Here is a 17,281-nt window from a genome sequence, read left to right as displayed (position 1 = left end):
GGCGGGGTGTCCTCAGTGCGCCACGGCGGCGGCGGCGGCCTCGTCGATCAGACGGCCGGTGCGGAAGCGCTCCAGCGTGAAGGGCGCGTTGATCGGGTGAGGCTCGTCCCTTGCGATGGTATGGGCGAAGGTGTGGGCCGCGCCGGGCGTCGCCTTGAAGCCGCCGGTGCCCCAGCCGCAATTGACGTAGAGGCCGGCGACCGGCGTCTTGCCGAGGATCGCCGAGCGGTCCGGCGTCACGTCGACGATGCCGCCCCATTTGCGCAGCATGCGCATGCGGTTGAAGATCGGGAAGATCTCGACGATGGCGGCGATGGTGTGTTCGATCAGCGGCAGCCCGCCGCGCTGCGAATAGGACGTGTACTGGTCGGTGCCCGAGCCGATCACCAGCTCGCCCTTGTCGGACTGGCTGATATAGGCATGGACCGCGTTCGACATCACCACACACGGGAAGATCGGCTTGACCGGCTCCGAGACCAGCGCCTGAAGCGGATAGCTCTCCAGCGGCAGCCTGACGCCGGCGCTTTCCATGACGACCGAGGTGTGGCCGGCGGCGGAGACCGCGACCTTCTTCGCCCTGATGAAGCCCCGCGCCGTCTCGACGCCGGCGACCGAACCGTCGGCGTTGCGGCGGATCGCCGTCACCGGGCAGTTCTGGATGATGTCGACGCCGCGCGCGGCAGCGGCCCGTGCATAGCCCCAGGCGACGGCGTCGTGGCGCGCGGTGCCGGCGCGCTCCTGCAAGGCCGCGCCCACCACCGGGTAGCGCGCAGTGGATGAGATATCGAGCGGCGGGCAGTATGCCTTGGCCTCTTCCCTGGTCAGCCAGCGGTTGTCGACGCCGTTCAGCCGGTTGGCGTGGATGTGGCGCTTGAAGCTCTGCACGTCGTGGACGGTGTGGGCCAGCATCATGACGCCGCGCCGTGAATACATGACGTTGTAGTTCAGCTCCTGCGAGAGGTTCTCCCACAGATCGACCGCGTGGTCGTAGAGCCGCGCGCTCTCGTCATAGAGGTAGTTGGAGCGGATGATGGTGGTGTTGCGCCCGGTGTTGCCGCCGCCGAGCCAGCCCTTGTCGATGACGGCGACATTGGTGATGCCGTGCTCCTTGGCCAGATAATAGGCCGCGCCGAGGCCGTGGCCGCCGGCGCCGACGACGACCACATCGTATTCGGCCTTCGGCTCGCTGTCGGGCCACTGCTCCGTCCAGTGCTTGTGCCCTGTCAGGGCGTTCCTCAGGAGGGAGAAGGCGTTGAATCGCGTCATGTCACGGACCGCCGGCTGGTGTGATGGACTGGCCGGGGACACTAGCCGCGATGACGCGCCGTCATCTGGAAGGTTTGCGTCAAAGGAAATGCAGGATTGCGTCACGCGGCCGGAAGCCATGCAACCAGCGGGGGCTGGACATCGGCCGGCTGCCGCTGGAAAATCCACGACACCCGCCTTGAAGGAATGCGCCATGCCCGCACCGGGGTCGCCTTCGCACAAACGCCTGCGCATCGGCTTCCTGCTCGCCGACCGCTTCACCCTGTCGGCCTTCGCCAGCTTCGTCGACGTCCTGCGCCTCGCCGCCGACGAGGCCGACAAGTCGCGGCCGATCCGCTGCGAGTGGTCGGTGCTGTCGCACGACCACGCGGCGATCCGCTCGAGCTGCGGCGTGCGGGTGCAGCCGGACACGTGGCTGCGCGACGCGGGGACGTACGATTATCTGGTGGTCGTCGGCGGGCTGATCGGCGACCGCAGCGCGATCAGCGCCGAGGCGGTCGCCTATCTGCGGTCGGCCGCGGCCAAGAACGTCCCGCTGATCGCGCTGTGCACCGGCGTCTTCATCCTCCAGGAGGCGGGGCTGCTGCAAGGCTACCGCTGCTGCGTCAGCTGGTTCCACCATCAGGACTTCGTCGACCGCTTCGAGACCGAGACGCCGATCTCGGACCAGATATTCGTCGTCGACCGCGACCGGATGACCTGCTCCGGCGGCCACGGCGCGGCGCATCTGGCGGCCTTTCTCGTCCAGCGCCATATCGGCCAGGCCGCGGCGATCAAGAGCCTCAACATCATGATGATCGAGAACGCGCTGAGCGGCGAGCGCCCGCAGCCCGGCCAGCGTTTCGCCCGGCATATCGACGATCCGCTGGTGAAGCGCGCGGTGCTGCGCATGCAGCAGAACATCGAGATACCGAAGACCGTGGACGAGCTGGCGGCCGAGCTGACGGTGGGGCGCAGGACGCTCGAGCGCCGCTTCCAGGCGGACCTCGCCCGGTCGCCGCAGAAGACCTATCTCGAGATCAGGCTGGACACCGCGATGTCGAGGCTGCGCGCGACGGGGGATTCGATCAGCGCCATCGCGCTCGCCTGCGGCTTCTGCGACGCCTCCCATCTCGTGCGCACCATGCGGGCCGAACGGGGCGTGACGCCGGCCCGATACCGCAACGCGCAGCGTGGCCAGACCGGCCTTGCGGCGGATGATGGCGCCTGATCGGTCAGGGCGCCGGCCGGCGGATTTTCCGCAGCAGCCGTGCCGTCATCAGGACAGCGGCGGCGGCGAGGCCGATCGCCAGACCCCACCAGATGCCGATGCCGCCCCAGCCGGCGGGGAAGGCGAGCCCGTAGCCGACCGGGACGCCGATGGCCCAGTAGCTCAGGAGCGCGATCACCATCGGCGCGCGCGCCTCCTTCAGCCCGCGCAGCGCGCCGCTCGACAGGGCCTGCACGCCATCGACGATCTGGAAGATGCCGGCGACGGCGAGGAACGACACGGCGATCGGGATCACCGGGGCCGAGGCCCCGGCCTCCATGTCGAGATAAAGCGCGATCAGCGCGCGCGGCACGGTGAGGAACACCGCAGCGGAGAGGCAGGCGATGGCGAGGCCGAGGCCGAGCGAGGTCATCGCCGCCCGCGACACGTCGGAATGGTTGCCGGCGCCGTAGGCATGGCCGACCCGGATCGTGGTCGCGGCCGAAAGGCCGAGCGGGATCATGAAGGCGACGCCGCTCAGTTGCAGGGCGATGCCGTGGGCGGCGAGCTCCATCGGGCCGATCACGCCCATCATGAAGGAGGTTGCGGTGAACAGCGCGACCTCGGCGACGACCGTCGTGCCCATCGGCCAGCCCAGCCGGAAGACCTCGGCGATGGCCGGCATGTCGGGCCTGAAGAAGCGGACGAAGATTTCCTGCCGGCGCAGCACGCGATGGCGCGAGATATGGACGACGAGGAACAGCGCGACGCAGCAGGTTGCGATGAGGGTCGCCAGCCCCGAGCCTTGCATGCCCAGCGCCGGCAGACCCGCGCCGCCGAACACCAGCACGACGTTGAGCCCGGCATTGATCGCGACGCCGACGACCAGGGCGATCACCACGATGCCCGGCCGGCCGAGCGCGCCGAGGAAGGAGCGCAGGACGATGATGGCGAGCTGCGGGAACAGCGACCATTTCAGCGTGCCGATATAGGCGGCGGCCAGCGCCGAAATGCGCGGGTCCTGCCCGAGGGCGCGAAAGATCGCCTCGGCGTTCCACAGCGGCACCATCATCAGGAGCCCGTAGGCGAAGCTGATCCACAGGCCCATGCGCACGAAGCGCCGCCCGCCGCGCGGGTCGTTCGAGCCGATGGCGTTGGCGACCAGCGGCATGACCGCGAAGCCGAAGCCCGAGCCGAACATCCACAGGACGAAGAAGAACTGCCAGCCGAGCACGGACGCGGCCAGTTCCTCCGGCCCGACACGGCCGAGGACCACCGTGTTGGTGACGTTGAGCGCCATCTGTGCCAGCTGCGCGGCGATCAGCGGCAGGCCGAGAAGGACCGTCTCCCTGAAATGGGTCGTCCAGGGCGAGGCGACCTCGCTCGCCGCCATGACCTCGGAAGATCGATTCGATCCGTTCACGTTCTCACCAGACTGGATTGATCCGGGTGGATGGGTTCAGCGGGACCCGCCGCGGGAAGGCTCTGCCACGGATCGCCGCCGAAGGCGAGCCTTCCGGCCCGGTGCCGCATCGCTACCCGGCCGGTGGCATCATCGACAGGATTTTCTCGTGGAGCGGCCTCGGGATGGCGATGCCCCGGCTTTCGGAGAGGGCCCGCGCGGCGTGGCGGCGCGCGCCGGGCAGCCGCGCGCCCTGCCGCTCGATGCGGGAAAAGAGGTCCTCGGCGGCGTCCTGCGCGGCCTCGTCCTTGCCGAGGGCCGTGCCGACGAGGGCGGGATCGAAGGCGATGATCAGCTCGCCATGACAGGGCGCGGCCTTCGCCCCGCCGTCGAACGTCGCCGATTGCCGGCTGGTGCGGTCGGCGATGAAGGGGCCGGCGAGCAGCTCGATCATCGTCGCCAGCGCCGAGCCCTTGTGGCCGCCGAAGGGCAGCATCGCACCGGCGAGCACCGCGGCGGGGTCGGTGCTCGGGCGGCCCTCCGCGTCGAGGCCCCAGCCCGGCGGCAGCGCGCGCCCTTCCTGACGATGGAGCGCGATGTCGGCGCGCGCGGCGGCGCTGGTGGCGAAGTCGAAGACATAGGGCGGACGGCCCCGGCGCGGCCACGAGAAGGCGATGGGATTGGTGCCGAGCGCGCCGGCGGTTCCTCCGGCCGGGGCCACCCAGTCATGGGTCGGATTCATGGAGAGGCCGGCGAGGCCGTGGGCGGCGATCTCCTCGACCAGCGGCCACAGCGCCGTCGAATGAAAGCCGTTGTTGACCGCGAGCACGGCGACGCCGAGCCGGCGCGCGCCGGTGACCAGCAGCGGCAATCCGCGCTCCGCCGCGAGGATGGAGAAGCCGTAGTCGGCATCGAGCCGGGTGACGGCCGGCGTCAACGCCTGCGGAACAGGATCGGCATCGCGGTTGAAGGCGGGATGCGCCATCGTCTCCACCGTTCCCGGCAGGCGCTGGAGCCCGTGCGAGCGGCAGCCATCGCGCTCGGCCTTGCACAGCGCGCCGGCAAGCGCATGCGCCTGAGCCTGCGAAAGCCCGTGCGCGGTCAGGAAGCCGCAGGCGAGGTCGAACAGCTCCTGCCAGGACAGGATGATCTCGTCCCGGTCGTCGCGCGCCGTCATCGTCATGCCTCGTCGTGTCTTCATCGCGCGGGTGATAGCCCTCCCGCGCGACGTCCGCTACCCCTTGGCGCTACCCCTGCCCTCCGGCAAGGTCGAGCGGATGGACGACCGGCGCGCCGTCGACCTCGGTGAAGAAGGCGCTGACGCCGTAGACGTCGCGCAGGCGCTGCGGGGTCAGCACGGCGGCGGGTGGCCCGTCGGCGACGATGCGCCCCTGCGCGATGAGCACGAGGCGCGAGCACCAGCGCGCGGCAAGGCCGAGATCGTGCAGCGAGGCGACGACGCCGCGCCCCGAGGCGGCCAGCTCGCCGAACAGCCGCATCAGCCCGATCTGGTGCGCGGGGTCGAGGCCGGCGGTCGGCTCGTCGGCGAGCAGCAGCGGCGTGTCCTGCGCCAGCGCCCGCGCCGTCAGCACCCGCGCCTTCTCGCCGCCGGAAAGCTCGGTGGCGATGCGGCCGCGGAAGGCGGCGACGTCCATGCGCCGCATCGCCTCCTCGACGATCTCGCGGTCGCGCGCGCCGGGCGCGGCGAAGCCCGGCCGGTGCGGGGCGCGCCCGAGCGCCACCACCGTCTCCACCGGCACCGCCCAGGCGATCTCGCGCTCCTGCGCGAGGTAGGCGACGCGCCTCGCCCGCTCGCGCGCCCGCAGCGCCGTGGTGTCCGTCCCGCCGACCAGCACCGTGCCGGCATGGGGCAGGAATCCGAGCACCGTGCGCAGCAGCGTCGACTTGCCCGCGCCGTTCGGGCCGATCAGGCCGACGAACTCGCCGGCCGCCACCGACACGTCGAGGCCGTCCAGCACCGGCTTGCCGCCGAGCCGGACCGAAAGGCCGGAGATCGAAAGCAGGGTCATGCCAGCCTCCGTCGGGCGCGGAACACCAGCCACAGGAAGAACGGCGCGCCGACGATGGCCGTCAGCACGCCGAGCTTCAGGTCGCGCGACGGCGCGATGAGGCGCACCAGAATGTCGGCCGCGAGCACGACGCAGGCGCCGCCGAGCGCGCTGGCGAGCAGCAGCCGCGACGGGCGCGCCCCGACCAGAGGGCGCAGGATGTGCGGCACGACCAGCCCGACGAAGCCGATGGCCCCCGACACCGCCGTTCCCGCGCCGACGCAGGCGGCCGTGCCGAACACGGCGAGGAACTGCACCCGGCGCATGTCCACCCCCATGCTGGCCGCGGTTTCGGGGCCGAGCGTCAGCGCGTCGAGCGCACGGCCGAGCGAGGCGAGCATGGCCCAGCCGACGAGGATGAACGGGCCGGCCAGCCACACATGCGTCATCGAGCGGTCGGTGAGCGAGCCGAGCATCCAGAACATGATCTCCAGCGCCGCGAACGGGTTGGGCGAGAGGTTCAACGCCAGCGAGGTCATCGCCCCGGCGAAGCTCGACACCGCGATGCCGGCGAGGATGATGATCAGCGAATTGCCGCGCCCGCCCGCCAGCGCCTGGATGACGACGACCGCGAGCACGGCCCCCGCCAGCGCCGACAGGGGCAGCGCCAGCATGAAGGCGGCGGCGAGGCCGGTATAGATGGCCAGCACCGCGCCGAGCGAGGCCATGGCGCTGATGCCGAGCAGGCCCGGCTCGGCCAGCGGGTTGCGCAGATAGCCCTGCAGCACCGCGCCCGACAGGCCGAGCGTCGCGCCGATCATCAGCCCGAGCAGGGCGCGCGGCAGCCTGATCTCGCGCATGATGAGGCCGATCTCGCCCGCCTCTCCTCCAAACAGCGCCGCGATGCTGTCGCCGAAGGCGATCGCCGCCGGGCCGACGGTCAGCGACAGGAGGAACAGGAGAAACGTGAGCGCGGCGAGCGCCACGATCAGCAGGCGGTAGCGCGCCGTCTCGCTCATGGCCGCTCCCCACCTTGCGCCGCTGCCCGTTGCAGCACGAAGGCGGCTTCGAGCGTGAACGGCGCGCCGCAGATCATGTTGGGCACCGGCACCGCGACCGGCTGGCTCTGCGCCTCCAGCGCGGCGAAGGCAGGGTGGACGAAGTTCTCCTGCGCCAGCGCCGGCGCGCCGTAGTCGCGGAAGCTCGTCGCCACCATGTCCGGCCGCGCCACGATCAGCATCTCCAGCGGCACCCGGCCGCTGCCGGTGATGCCCATCTCCTCGGCGACGTTGACGAGGCCGGCCGCGTGGAAGATCTCATTGGCGAGCGTGCCCTTTCCGGTGGTGTAGCTGTTGGCGTCGTAGAGCGCGATCTTGCGGCCGGAGGGCGGCTCGGCGGCGAGCGCGGCGAGGCCGGCATCGAGCTCGGCCACCAGCGCGGCCGCGCGCCCCTGCCGGTCGAGCAGCGCGCCCACCCGCAGGATGTTCTCGCGCACGTCGTCGAACGAGCGGGCCGGCGCGAATTCCTCGACCGTTATCCCGAGCGTGCGCAGCAGGCCGACGGTGGCGCGCGAGGAGAAGGTGCCGGCGAGGACGAGGTCCGGCTTCATCAGGAATATCTCCTCGGCCAGCGCGTGGTTGACCGCGTAGGCTTGCGCTTGCGTCGTCATCGTCGAGGAGTTGGGATCGCGCGCCAGCGCCGAGACGGCGTGGAGCTGGCCCTCGCCGGCGATCAGCATGGCGAGCTGGTCGGTGCAGACGTTGATCGAGACGACGCGTGCCGGCGCGGCTTGCGCCGGCACGGGCATGGCGAGCCACAGGCACGCCGCGAAGAGGGCGGGCAGCCGTCCCGCGCGTATCGGATGAGTGCGCTTCATTAGAAGGTCCGCGAGAAGCTCAGATTGATGGTCCTGCCCATGGCGTTGTAGTAGTAGATGCGCTCATATCGCTTGTCGAACAGGTTTTCGACCGACAGCTTGAGCTCGGACTGCGCGTCGAGGCGATAGATGCCGGTGACGTCGACCGTGGTGTAGGCCGGCATGGTCATCGGCGCGTTGCTGACCGTTGCGGACCGCTTGCCGACATGGAAGACGCCGGCCTTCAGCCAGAGCTTTTCCGTCGCCTGGAAATCGACCTCGAGGGACGCGCGAAAGCGGTCCTGATAGTCGACATAGCGGCCCGTCTCCTCGTTGATGGGCCGGCGCAGGTCGAGCGTCGCCCGCGCGCCCCAGCGCGCGCCGAAACGATGGTCGAGCGATGCCTCGAGGCCCGTGACCGTGACGCGGGCGATGTTGTCCGGGAACATCGGCAAGGCCGGGTAGTTCTCCCGGTTCCACTCGATCTGGTCCTTGATCCGGTTGCGGTAGACGCTGACGTCGAGGCTGGTTTGCGCGGTCGGGCGCCAGTTCAGGCCGGCCTCCAGCGACCGGGAGCGCTCGGGCCGGAGATCGGGATTGCCCTCGCCGATGCCGGGGGTGGAATAATAGAGGTCGTTGAAGCTCGGCGCGCGGAAGCCCGTGGCGTAGGAGGCGCGCACGGTCAGCTCCGGCAGCAGCGCGTAGCTTGCGCCGACATTCCAGGTCGTCGCCTCGCCGAACTGCTCGTTGTAGTCGAAGCGCAGCCCCGAATCGACGACGAGGTCGCCATATTCGAGCGAGTACTGGCCGAAGGCGGCGACGAGGTCGCGCCGCTTCAGCGCGTAGTTGCCCGTCGGGTCGATCTGCTCGCGATAGGCCTCGACGCCGACATTGAGCACATGGTCGACCATGTCGGTCGCGAAGGAGGCTTCCGTGAGCGCCAGCACGCCGAAGCGGGCGGAATCGAACACGGCCTCGACATTCGTACCCTTGCGGAAGTTGGTAGTGTTGTCGACGCCGCCCGTCACCTCCAGCGTCGTCTTCCAGTCGTCCGTGTGATCCAGCCTGACGCCGATCTTGCCGGTCAGCGTGTCGGTCTCGGTCTCGTTGGGCTGGGCGAGGCTGTTGTGGTCGTATTGGGTGCGGGCGCGCGCGACGAGGCCGCTGGAATAGATGCGGCCCCAGTCGTAGTCCTTCGACAGCGAATAGTGGAAAGAACCCCGCGCGAAGCCGTCGTCGTCGGGCTCGTGGCTTCGCAGCAGGGGCGTGGTGAACTCGTAGCCGCGCGTGCCGAACAGACTGCCGCCGAACGAATAGTCCCAGCCGCCCGCGCTGCGCCCGGCCGTGTCGAGCGCCAGCCTGCCGCCCCACGGATGCATGACCCCGGCCGTTACCGTGGTGCACGCCTCCGCGCCGTTGGCGCAGGCCCCGCCGCGGTCGGTGATGATGTTGATGATGCCGCCGATGGCGTCGGCGCCGTACTGCGCCGAATGCGGCCCCCGCGCGATCTCGACGCGCTCGATCGATTCGAGCGGGATGTTGAACAGCGACACCGAGCCGTTGGTGGCCGAGCTGATGCGCACGCCGTTCACCAGGATGAGGGTCTGCGAGGGCTTGGCGCCGCGCATGCCGGTGCCGCCCGACGCGCCGATGCCGCCGTTCAGGCTGACCGACACGCCGACATGGGTCTTCAGCAGCGAGGCGAGATCGACGGCGGCGGAACGCTCGATCTCCTCGCGCGCGATGACCGTCACCGACGAGGTGGTGCGCTCGAGCGACGAGGCACGGCGCAGCGGCGTCGTCACCGTGATCGTGTCGAGAACGGTGACGCCGCCGGCGTCGGGCAGACCCTGGGCCTGCGCCACGACAGGCAGGACGAGCGCGCATGCGCCCGCTGCGACTATGGTTCTGATCATCCTGATCCCCCTGCATCGGGCGGGCCCGATCAGGGCACGCCGCAATTCGACATCAGCCGCTGGCTGGTAGGACGACAGGCTGGAGAGAAAGGCTCCACCCTCAGGCCGTTCCGGCGCGCGGCAACACGACTTTCCGTGTCACCGCGACGGACGACCGCGCCTGGCCAACACCCCGTGGCCCGGCATGGGTGACTGGAAAAGGCAGGTCTCCTGACTTCCGCGTCGTCGCTTTCCTCCGCCTTCCCGGCCTCGGGCCAGTGGCGTCATGGAAGAAAGCTCGGCGGTTACAGTTGCGGGGGCAGTCCGGCTTCGGCCTTGCGGCCAACCGTGTTCCCTTTTCATCCGTGAACGGAACCGTTTCCGAAAACACGGAAACCATTTACCACATAAAATGTCAATTCCGCCTGCTCTCCGGCGGGCGGGTTCTTTCCGCCGCAAGCCCGTTCCTGTGGAAAGCGGCGGGCGAAACCGTGCACCCAGGCGGATGCCGGAGCCGGCACGCTCCCCTGCCCCCGCATCGGCGCGGCAGGAAAGCGCGTAGACTTCGCCGCCGCCGCCCGACCGACCACCGATTCGCAGAAGAGTTCGCGCCGATGTTCGTCCTGCTCGCCTGCCTCGCGCTCCTTGCCGAAGCCGCGATCGGCTATCCCGACCGCCTGTTCCGCGCCATCGGCCATCCCGTCACCTGGATCGGCCGGCTGATCGCCTTCCTCGACGGCAGGCTGAACGATCCCGCCTTCCCCGCCGCGCGACGCAGGGCCGGCGGCGTCCTCACGGTGGCAGTCCTCGTCCTTGCCGCAGGCATTCCGGCATGGGGCGTCCAGACCGCGCTCGGCGGCGGCGTCGGGCTTGCCGCCACGGCACTCATCGCCTCGTCGCTGTTCGCCCAGCGAAGCCTCGGCGCGCATGTCGGCGCAGTGGCGTCGGCGCTCGAAGCGCACGGGCTGGACGCGGGGCGCGTCGCCGTGTCGCGGATCGTCGGCCGCGACCCGCAGGCACTCGACGAGGCGGCGGTGTGCCGCGCGGCGATCGAGAGCCTGGCGGAGAATTTTTCCGACGGCGTCGTCGCCCCGGCCTTCTGGCTAGCGGCCGGCGGCCTGCCGGGTTGCGCCGCCTACAAGGCGATCAACACCGCCGACAGCATGATCGGCCATCGCACGCCGCGTCACGAGGCGTTCGGCTGGGCCGCCGCCCGGCTCGACGACCTCGTCAACTTGCCGGCCTCGCGGCTGACCGCGCTGCTCGTGGTCGCCGCCTGCCCGCTGGTGCGCGGCGCCTCGGCCGGGGACGCGTGGCGCGCCGTGCGGCGCGACGCGCGCCGCCACCGCTCGCCCAATGCCGGCTGGCCGGAAGCGGCGATGGCCGGGGCGCTGGGCTTGGCCCTCGCCGGGCCGCGCGCCTATGGCGGCGTCATGGTCGAGGACGGCTACATGGGCGAAGGCGGGCGGCGCGAGGCGACGCCGGCCGACATCCGCCGCGCGCTCGCGCTCTACCGCGCGGCCGACGCGCTGCTGATCGCGCTTCTCGGCGGCGCGGCGCTGCTTCTCATCTGGCGAGGCTGAGCATCTCGTCGAGCGCCAGATGCGCTTCCAGATGGGCGGCGAACGCGTCGAGCGTGTCCTCGACCTGCCGCTCGTAGTCGAGGCCGGCCGCCTGCCCGCCCAGCCGCGCCAGCCACGCCGCGCGCTGGGCGTCGTCGGTGAACAGGCCATGGAGATAGGTTCCCGCCACCCTGCCGTCCGGCGCGGTCGCGCCTTCCGGCCTGCCGCCGTCGAGGACCGCGAAAGGCCGGGCGCTGTCCGGCCCCTCCGTCACGCCCATATGCATCTCGTAGCCGCAGAGCGGCACGCCATCGGCGCTGTGGCCGCCCACCGCGCGCAACGTCTTCTCGCCAGACAGCACGGTTGTCACGTCGAGCAGGCCGAGGCCGTCGGCGGCGCTCGCCTCGCCCTCGATGCCGTTAGGATCGGCGACCGTGCGGCCGAGCATCTGGTAGCCGCCGCACAGGCCGAGCACATGGCCGCCGCGCCGCAGATGGGCGGCGATGTCGATGTCGAACCCGGCCGCGCGCAGGACGGCGAGATCGGACAGCGTCGCCTTCGAGCCGAGCAGCAGTACCAGATCCGCGTCGCCCGGGAGGGCGGAGCCCGGCCAGACGCGCACCAGCTCGACATCCGGCTCCGCGTCCAGCGGGTCGAGGTCGTCGAAATTCGACACGTGCGGCAGGATGGGAACCGCGATGCGCACGCGCCCGCCGGACGCGCGCGCGCCGTCCTTGCGCGTGAGGCCGAGCGCGTCCTCTGCCGGCAGCTTGCGCGCGTCGGGGAAGTGCGGCACGAGGCCGAAGGCCGGCCAGCCGGTGCGGCGGGCGATCTCCACCATGCCGCCCTCGAACAGCGCCGGATCGCCGCGGAAGCGGTTGACGACGAAGCCGACGATCATCGCCGCGTCGGCGGGGTCGATGACGGCGCGGGTGCCGACGAGGCTGGCGATGACGCCGCCGCGGTCGATGTCGCCGATCAGCACCACCGGCACGCCGGCGGCGCGGGCGAAGCCCATATTGGCGATGTCGCCGGCGCGCAGGTTGATCTCGGCCGGGCTGCCGGCGCCCTCGACCAGCACGATGTCGGCCTCGGCGCGCAGCCTGCCGAAGCCGTCGAGCACATGGGCCATGAGCTGCTGCTTGACGTGCTGGTAGCGGGCGGCGTCGGCGTTGGCGAACACCCTGCCCTGCACCACGATCTGCGCGCCGACGTCGCTCTGCGGCTTGAGCAGCACGGGGTTCATGTGGACGCTGGGCGGCACGCGCGCGGCCAGCGCCTGAAGCGCCTGGGCGCGGCCGATCTCGCCGCCCTCGGCGGTCACGGCGGCGTTGTTCGACATGTTCTGCGGCTTGAAGGGCAGCACCTTGAGCCCGCGCAGGGTGAGCGCGCGGGCGAGCCCGGCGACGATGAGCGACTTGCCCACGTCCGAGCCGGTGCCCTGGAACATCAGCGCCCGGGCGGCCATCAGAACTCGACGCCGGCCTGCGCCTTCACCCCGGCGGCGAAATGGTGCTTGACCAGCCCCATCTCGGTGACGAGGTCGGCGGCCTCGACCAAGGCCGGCTTCGCGTTGCGGCCCGTCACCACCACGTGCAGGTCCTCGCGCCGCGCCGCCAGCGCCGCCACCACGGCGTCGAGGTCGAGATAGTCGTAGCGGAGGGCGATGTTCAGCTCGTCGAGGACGACCAGCCCGAAGGCGGGATCGGCCATCATGGCGAGCGCCTTGTCCCAGGCACGGCCGGCGGCGGCGATGTCGCGCGCCAGATCCTGCGTCTCCCAGGTGAAGCCCTCGCCCATCGAATGCCACTCGACAAGGTCGCCGAAGGCTTCGAGCGCGGCCTTCTCGCCGGTGTGGCGCGCGCCCTTGATGAACTGGACGATTCCGACGCGCCTTCCGTGGCCGAGCATGCGCAGCGCCAGCCCGAAGGCCGCCGTCGACTTGCCCTTGCCTGGCCCGGTGTTGACGATCAGCAGCCCCTTCTCGATGGTCTTCTGCGCCACCTCGGCGTCCTGGACTTGCTTGCGCCGCACCATCTTCGCCTTGTGGCGCCCGGCCGCTTCGGGCGTGACGTCCTTCATGTCGAGCCATCCTCGCTTGTTGCCGGGGCCAAAAACGCGCCGACAATAGACCAAAGCGATGCGCTCGCAAGCGCCGCAGCGTCACGTTGACAGCGCCGGAACCGCCCACCTAAATGCCCGGAAACGCCCCAGCCGGAAAGACACGCTTGCCACCGCGCCTTTTCCCCTGCCCTGCGAGCACCCGGCGATGACCGCGCGCGGCTTCATCGTCGCGGCGGACCGTTCGGGCGCGGGAAAGACCTCGATCGCCATCGGCCTGATGCGCGCCTTCGCCCGCACCGGGCTCGCCGTGCGCGGCGCGAAATCGGGGCCGGACTATATCGACCCCGGCTATCACCGGGCCGCGACGGGGCATGCCGGCGTCAACCTCGACAGCTGGGCGATGGACCCTGCTTTCATCGACAGGCTCGCCGGCCGGCAGGCGGCAGAGGCCGACCTCGTGATCGTCGAAAGCGCCATGGGCCTGTTCGACGGCATACCGGCGGCGAAGGGAAGGACCGGCGCGGCGGCCGACCTTGCCCGCCGCCTTCGCCTGCCGGTGCTGCTCGTCCACGACGTCTCCGGCCATTCGCAGACCGCGGCGGCCATCGTGCGCGGCCTCGCCGCCCACGACGCCGGCGTCAGGATCGGCGGCGTGGTGCTCAACAAGGCGGGCAGCGCGCGCCACGAGGCGCTGGCGCGCGATGCCATCGAGCGGATCGGCATTCCCGTCCTCGGCGCGCTGCGGCGCGACCCCGGGCTCACCCTGCCGGAGCGGCATCTGGGGCTGGTGCAGGCCGGCGAGCACGCTGCCCTCGACGCCTTCATCGAGCGGCTGGCCGACGCGGTCGAAAACGCGCTCGACCTCGCGGCCGTCAAGGCGATGGCCGCGCCGCTCGCCCCCGCCGCCGGCAGCGCCGCGAGCGCCCTGCCGCCGCCCGGCCGGCGCATCGCGCTCGCCCGCGACGCGGCCTTCTCCTTCGTCTACCCGCACATGCTGGAGCACTGGCGCGACGAAGGGGCCGAGATCGTGCCGTTCTCGCCGCTCGCCGACGAGGGGCCGGACCCGTCCTGCGACATATGCTGGCTGCCGGGCGGCTATCCCGAGCTTCACGCCGGCCGGCTGGCCGCGGCAGCCAATTTCCGCGACCGGCTCGCCGCCTTCGCGCGCACCAGCCCGGTCCATGGCGAGTGCGGCGGCTTCATGGCGCTGGGTGAGGCGCTGGTCGACGGCGCCGGCGTCGCCCACCGCATGGCGGGCCTGCTCGGCCACACGACGAGCTTCGCCGCGCGGCGCATCAATCTCGGCTACCGGCAGGCGCGGCTCGCCGCGGACTGCCCGCTCGGCCGCGCCGGCGCGACGATAAACGGCCACGAGTTCCATTATTCCCGGCTGGTCGAAAGCAGCGGCGACGCGCCCCTCGCCGACCTCTTCGACGGCGAAGGCCGGCCCCTCGGCCCTGCCGGCGCGAGGCGCGGCCATGTCACGGGCGCCTTCTTCCACGCCATCGCGCGGGGCTGAGGACGGCGAGAGCCAGCACGTCATCCGGCCCCGAGCTGTACCGCCTGCCGCGCCGCTCTACGGTATCGCGAGCGGCAATCGGGAGCACGCGAAGATGAAGCTCAGCGCCAGGAACATGCTGAAGGGCACCATCGTCGAGGTGACGAAAGGCGCGACCACCGCGCATGTGAAGATCGACATCGGCGGATCGGTCGTCACCGCGTCGATCACCAACGCGACGGTCGAGGAGCTGGGCCTTGCCGTCAGCAAGCAGGCCTACGCCGTCGTCAAGGCCTCCGACGTCATGGTCGCCATCGACTGAAGCCGGTTACGGGGCCGGACCGCCGGCCTAGCCCGCCGCCTTCACCGCGCCCAGCTCGACCGAAACCGTATCCCGCCCGTCCGCCTTGGCGGAATACAGGGCCCGGTCCGCCCCGCGCAGCATGTCAGAAAGGCTTTCCACCGACGATCGTGAGCGAAGGCCGAAGCTCACCGTGAAACGGAAGTCCTCCGGCATTCCGGGGATGGGCTGCCTGCACAGAACCCGGCGGATCGTCTCCACGTAGACGCGGGCTTCCTGCGCCGATCCGCGCGGTATGAGCACGGCAAATTCCTCGCCCCCGATCCGGCCGACGACATATCCCTCGCCGGCATGCTGCGCCAGAAGCTGCCCGAACCGCGAAATCGCCTGGTCTCCGGCGGCGTGGCCCCAGGTGTCGTTGATCGTCTTGAAATGGTCGATGTCGGCGATGACGAGGGTTGCCGGCGCCTCCCGGTTCTCCTCGAGCCACGACAGCGCGGCGCTCTCGAAGCCGCGCCGGTTCAGGATGCCGGACAGCTGGTCGGTGTGGGCTTCCTTCCTGATCTGGTCGTAAAGGTCGTGGGCAAGCACGACGATGTAGCCGATAGCCAGAACGACCGCCATGACCAGGGTCATCAGGAGGTTCATCGTCCAGAAAAGGTCGATCGTGAACGTGCCGAACTGAAGGCTCTCGGCCTCGAAGAGGAAGAACGACACCGAACGCCAGACGAAATAGAACGCGCACATCGAGGAAACCCCGATGAGGATGGTGTCGGCGTGCGATGTCCGCGCACGGAGCTGGCCGCGAAGGGTGAGCGCCATGATCGCCACCATCGCCATGTTCGCGATATGAAGCCGCGCCGGCAGCGAAGGCTGGACGTAAACGAACCAGGCCACGGCCGTCAGGAAGCAGACCGAGATCGCGAGAAAAGCGGCGATCGGCAACGCCTGCCCCGCACGCACAAGCGCGGCGCCGGACAGCAGGACGATCACTGCCAGCAGGGAGACGTTGATAACGACGACGTTGGTCTGCGCGTCCTCGAAGGGCCAGAAGCTCTGGACGAGGAACATCACCGTGGCGATGCCGCAAGCCGCGGTGACGTAGCCGAGATACGGCTTGCGTATCCTCAGCCATATGCAGGCGAACATGCAGGTGAACACGCCCACCATGATCGGGTTCACCAAACTGATGAATAGTTTGCTGTTCATCTCGTCCCCGCATGAAGGCAAGCAGTTGCCCCATGTAGGTAGATATCGGGTATTGCCGATGTGTTGCCGAAACCGCGACAATTTTAACCGTCCCGGCTTCAGGCCTTGTTGTCCAAGGCTTCTTTCCGTGGAGAGGCCGGCGCCGCGGAATCGGCGGCCGGCACGGTCAGGCGGTCTCCACCGGCGTATCGCCCGGCCGGCCCCATTCGGTCCACGAACCGTCATAGAGCGCGACGTCGGTGCGGCCGATCAAAGCGAGCGCGAGGAACAGAACGCCGGCGGTGACGCCCGATCCGCAGGAGGTGACGACAGGGCGATCATCGCGCAGGCCCGCCCCGGCGAAGAGCGCGCGGATCTCGTCGGCCGGCCGCAGGCGCCCGGTGGCGGGATCGGTGAGCCGGTCGAACGGCAGGTTGAGGCTGCCGGGAATGTGCCCGGCCCGCAATTCGGGGCGCGGCTCGGGCACGCGCGCATGGAAGCGGTCGGCCGAACGGGCATCGATAACCTGCTCGGCGGCGCTGGCAAGGTTGGCCAGCAGTTGCGCCTTGTTGCGGACCGCGGCTGCGTCGAGGCGCGCGCGGTACCGCGCCGGCTCGGGATCAGGGACCACGCTCGTCACCTCGCGCCCCTGCGCCTGCCAGTGGCGCAGGCCGCCGTCGAGGACCTGAACCTTCTCGTGCCCCATGGTGCGGAACATCCACCAGGCGCGGCCGGCCGACATGAGGCCGGGCGTGTCGTAGATGACGACATGGCTGTCGTTCGAGATGCCCATCGCGCCGACCGCTTCGGCGAACTCCTCCGCGGAGGGCAACATGTGCGGCAGGTCCGACGAACGGTCCGCGACCGCGTCAACGTCGAAACGGATGGCGCCCGGGATGTGGCGCTGCGCATAGAGGGCGGCGGCATCCGGCGCGGCGCCGGGCATGGTGAAGGTCGCATCCAGCACGACGACCCCGCCCCGCCGCAGCAGCGCGGCCAGTTCTTCCGACGCGATCAGGGGATTCATCATCGAGCGTTCCTCATGGAAGGCG

The 17,281-nt window shown here is 70.3% G+C and carries 15 protein-coding genes and 1 riboswitch; of the genes, 4 read left to right on the top strand and 11 right to left on the bottom strand.

The genetic code is table 11. The annotated features are described in order from the left end of the window. Positions 1-12 precede the first annotated feature (12 nt). Positions 13-1,266, bottom strand: coding sequence for a sarcosine oxidase subunit beta family protein (locus M9945_RS05355; protein ID WP_367943712.1), 1,254 nt, complete (start codon positions 1,264-1,266; stop codon positions 13-15). A 193-nt stretch (positions 1,267-1,459) separates the two neighbouring features. Between M9945_RS05355 and M9945_RS05350 the strand changes: the two genes are divergently transcribed. Then, the gene (locus tag M9945_RS05350) at positions 1,460-2,476 is read left to right on the top strand and encodes a GlxA family transcriptional regulator (RefSeq protein ID WP_367943711.1); all 1,017 of its coding nucleotides are present in this window, start codon (positions 1,460-1,462) and stop codon (positions 2,474-2,476) included. Between the two features lie 4 nt (positions 2,477-2,480). Here M9945_RS05350 and M9945_RS05345 read toward each other — a convergent pair whose 3' ends face one another. From M9945_RS05345 to M9945_RS05320, 6 genes are all read right to left on the bottom strand, one after another. After that, positions 2,481-3,878: an MATE family efflux transporter gene (locus tag M9945_RS05345; RefSeq protein WP_367943710.1), complete on the bottom strand. Its 1,398-nt coding sequence runs from the start codon at positions 3,876-3,878 to the stop codon at positions 2,481-2,483. Positions 3,879-3,990: 112 nt separating this feature from the next. Continuing rightward, positions 3,991-5,058: an Ldh family oxidoreductase gene (locus M9945_RS05340; RefSeq protein ID WP_367943709.1), complete on the bottom strand. Its 1,068-nt coding sequence runs from the start codon at positions 5,056-5,058 to the stop codon at positions 3,991-3,993. Positions 5,059-5,104: 46 nt separating this feature from the next. Continuing rightward, positions 5,105-5,887: an ABC transporter ATP-binding protein gene (locus M9945_RS05335; RefSeq protein WP_367930249.1), complete on the bottom strand. Its 783-nt coding sequence runs from the start codon at positions 5,885-5,887 to the stop codon at positions 5,105-5,107. Then, the gene (locus tag M9945_RS05330) at positions 5,884-6,885 is read right to left on the bottom strand and encodes a FecCD family ABC transporter permease (protein ID WP_367943708.1); all 1,002 of its coding nucleotides are present in this window, start codon (positions 6,883-6,885) and stop codon (positions 5,884-5,886) included. The genes M9945_RS05335 and M9945_RS05330 overlap by 4 nt, the downstream gene beginning before the upstream one ends. Beyond that, positions 6,882-7,742, bottom strand: coding sequence for an ABC transporter substrate-binding protein (locus M9945_RS05325; protein WP_367943707.1), 861 nt, complete (start codon positions 7,740-7,742; stop codon positions 6,882-6,884). Before M9945_RS05325 ends, M9945_RS05330 begins: the two co-directional genes overlap by 4 nt. Then, a complete protein-coding gene (locus M9945_RS05320) occupies positions 7,742-9,637 on the bottom strand; it encodes a TonB-dependent receptor plug domain-containing protein (RefSeq protein WP_367943706.1) in 1,896 nt (631 codons plus the stop codon). Before M9945_RS05320 ends, M9945_RS05325 begins: the two co-directional genes overlap by 1 nt. A 182-nt stretch (positions 9,638-9,819) precedes the next feature. After that, positions 9,820-10,032: riboswitch (cobalamin riboswitch) on the bottom strand. Positions 10,033-10,230: 198 nt separating this feature from the next. On the opposite strand from M9945_RS05320, the gene cbiB reads away from it, so the two are divergent. Continuing rightward, on the top strand, positions 10,231-11,199 hold the full coding sequence (cbiB, locus tag M9945_RS05315; RefSeq protein WP_367943705.1) for an adenosylcobinamide-phosphate synthase CbiB: 969 nt from the start codon (positions 10,231-10,233) through the stop codon (positions 11,197-11,199). Here the strand turns inward: cbiB and M9945_RS05310 are convergent. Together M9945_RS05310 and cobO are read right to left on the bottom strand one after the other, a co-directional pair. After that, positions 11,183-12,646, bottom strand: coding sequence for a cobyric acid synthase (locus M9945_RS05310; protein ID WP_367943704.1), 1,464 nt, complete (start codon positions 12,644-12,646; stop codon positions 11,183-11,185). The two genes, cbiB and M9945_RS05310, sit on opposite strands and share 17 nt — an antisense overlap. Beyond that, positions 12,646-13,260: a cob(I)yrinic acid a,c-diamide adenosyltransferase gene (cobO, locus tag M9945_RS05305; RefSeq protein ID WP_367943703.1), complete on the bottom strand. Its 615-nt coding sequence runs from the start codon at positions 13,258-13,260 to the stop codon at positions 12,646-12,648. The genes M9945_RS05310 and cobO overlap by 1 nt, the downstream gene beginning before the upstream one ends. Positions 13,261-13,447: 187 nt before the next feature. Here cobO and M9945_RS05300 point away from each other — a divergent pair, with 187 nt between their 5' ends. Continuing rightward, positions 13,448-14,761, top strand: a complete 1,314-nt coding sequence (locus tag M9945_RS05300; RefSeq protein WP_367943702.1) for a cobyrinate a,c-diamide synthase — start codon at positions 13,448-13,450, stop codon at positions 14,759-14,761. 94 nt (positions 14,762-14,855) lie between these two features. Beyond that, positions 14,856-15,062, top strand: a complete 207-nt coding sequence (locus M9945_RS05295; protein WP_367943701.1) for a molybdopterin-binding protein — start codon at positions 14,856-14,858, stop codon at positions 15,060-15,062. 27 nt (positions 15,063-15,089) lie between these two features. Here M9945_RS05295 and M9945_RS05290 read toward each other — a convergent pair whose 3' ends face one another. Both M9945_RS05290 and sseA read right to left on the bottom strand, forming a co-directional pair. After that, a complete protein-coding gene (locus M9945_RS05290; RefSeq protein WP_367943700.1) occupies positions 15,090-16,250 on the bottom strand; it encodes a GGDEF domain-containing protein in 1,161 nt (386 codons plus the stop codon). Between the two features lie 166 nt (positions 16,251-16,416). Further along, on the bottom strand, positions 16,417-17,259 hold the full coding sequence (gene sseA, locus M9945_RS05285; protein ID WP_367943699.1) for a 3-mercaptopyruvate sulfurtransferase: 843 nt from the start codon (positions 17,257-17,259) through the stop codon (positions 16,417-16,419). Positions 17,260-17,281 lie beyond the last annotated feature (22 nt).

The sequence above is a fragment of the Aquamicrobium sp. genome (genome assembly GCF_023954335.1).
Taxonomy (GTDB): domain Bacteria; phylum Pseudomonadota; class Alphaproteobacteria; order Rhizobiales; family Rhizobiaceae; genus Aerobium.
The sequence above is the reverse complement of the archived record's forward strand: the minus strand, read 5'-3'. Positions and strand labels throughout refer to the sequence as shown.